We start from the raw sequence: 1,520 nt of genomic DNA, 5'->3' as shown, positions 1-1,520 counted from the left end.
GTGGTCGTCTCGGACGGGCGGCGCGAGGTCGAGGCGACGGGCGTGCTCGACGTGAGCGCGCCGGCCGACCCGATCACGACGGCCCGCGTCGCGCTGCAGCCCGCGACGGTCTCGACCGAGGCGCGTCGTGGGGCGTTCGCGGTCGACGTCGACAACCGCGCGGGCACGTCACCCCTGACCGTGCGGCTCGCGGCCCGCGACGAGCTCGGGCGGGCACGGTTCACGTTCTCGCAGGACCAGCTCACCGTGGCCCCCGGTCAGGTCGCGCGCGTGCAGCTCTCGTTCGACGCACCCCTGCCCGACGGCGGGACGCAGCGGTCCCGTGCGGTGACCGTCGTGGCGAGCGACGCGGCCGGGTCCGTCGAGGGTGCGGCGACGCTCACCCAGACGGCACGCGACTGGCGGCCCGTCGCGAAGCGGTGGCTCGTGTGGCTCGGTGCGCTCGCGATGATCGCGGGGGCCCTGCTGCCCTGGCTCGACGGTCAGGTCGTCGACCTCGAGCTGGTCGTCACGGAGGCGTCGACGGGCAACGAGGTCGCGATCAGCATCGCGGCGGCGGTGGCCGCGACCCTGCTGGTCGCGCTGCTCGCGCTGATCATGCTGCTCGGGCTCACCGGGTCGGGGAAGCAGATCCGGCGATCGGCGATCCTCGCGGCGCTGCTCGGGATCGGGGCGCTCGTCGCGCAGCTGCAGTTCCCCGTCGACGACGCGTTCGTGGTGACCAACGGCGTGCCGCTGATCCTCGTGGGCGCCGTGCTCGGGTTCATCGGCGGGGTGTTCGCGCGGCCGCGCGCGGGCCGGTGACCAGCGGATGGGCGTGGGGCTCGGTTTCTGACAGAACGTGAGACGATGTCACCATGCCCAAGATCATCGGCGGGTCGCTGCACGAGCACCGCGAGCAGACGCGCAGCAAGCTCTTCGCCGCGCTGTCGGCCCTCATGGCCGAGCGCGGCTTCGACGCCATCACGCTCGCCGAGATCGCCCAGGCCGCCGGCGTCGGACGCACCGCCGTCTACAACCACTTCCCCGACAAGGAGGCGCTGCTCCTCGGCTTCATCACGCACGAGACCGAGCAGTACACCGCCACCCTGCAGCGCTCGCTCGACGACATCGACGACCCCGTCGAGCAGCTGCGCACCTACGTCCGGCAGCAGGCGTCCCTGACGCGCGTCTACCACGTCGCCCCCGGGCCCGAGCTGCGCTCCGTCCTGTCCCGCGGCGCCCAGCAGCGGGTCCGCGAGCACGTCGTCGTCGTCGAGCAGATCCTGCGCCGCATCCTCGCCGCCGGGATCGCGTCGGGCGTCTTCCCCGACCAGGACGTCGACACGATCGTCCCGCTCGTCAACGCGTGCCTGTCCGGCCGCGGCGTGCCCCAGGGCGGCGCCGAGCGCGAGCGCGCGATCGAGCAGACCGAGACGTTCGTGCTCCGCGCCGTCGGCGCCCTCACGCCCGTCCCCGCCTGACGTGCCGCACCGCGACAGCCGACCCGGCAAGCGCCCCGGGCCGGGTGGCCGAGGCCG

General features: G+C 73.9%; 2 protein-coding genes. Both read left to right on the top strand.

Going from position 1 to position 1,520, the window contains the following annotated elements:
• The coding region (locus HGA02_RS18935; RefSeq protein WP_210728815.1) for a hypothetical protein at positions 1–804 on the top strand (804 nt) is incomplete at its 5' end.
• Positions 805–857: 53 nt separating this feature from the next.
• Positions 858–1,463 carry a TetR/AcrR family transcriptional regulator gene (locus HGA02_RS18930; RefSeq protein WP_168680892.1) on the top strand — a complete coding sequence of 202 codons (606 nt, stop codon included), beginning with the start codon at positions 858–860 and terminating at the stop codon, positions 1,461–1,463.
• Positions 1,464–1,520: the final 57 nt, after the last annotated feature.

The organism is Cellulomonas septica (assembly GCF_012396155.1).
GTDB classification, from domain to species: domain Bacteria; phylum Actinomycetota; class Actinomycetes; order Actinomycetales; family Cellulomonadaceae; genus Cellulomonas; species Cellulomonas septica.
This window is presented reverse-complemented; position numbering and strand designations above follow the sequence as displayed.

Coding starts and splice junctions, on each gene's coding strand:
- HGA02_RS18930 (WP_168680892.1), top strand. CDS start 858: ATGCCCAAGATCATCGGCGGGTCGCTGCACGAGCACCGCGAGCAGACG.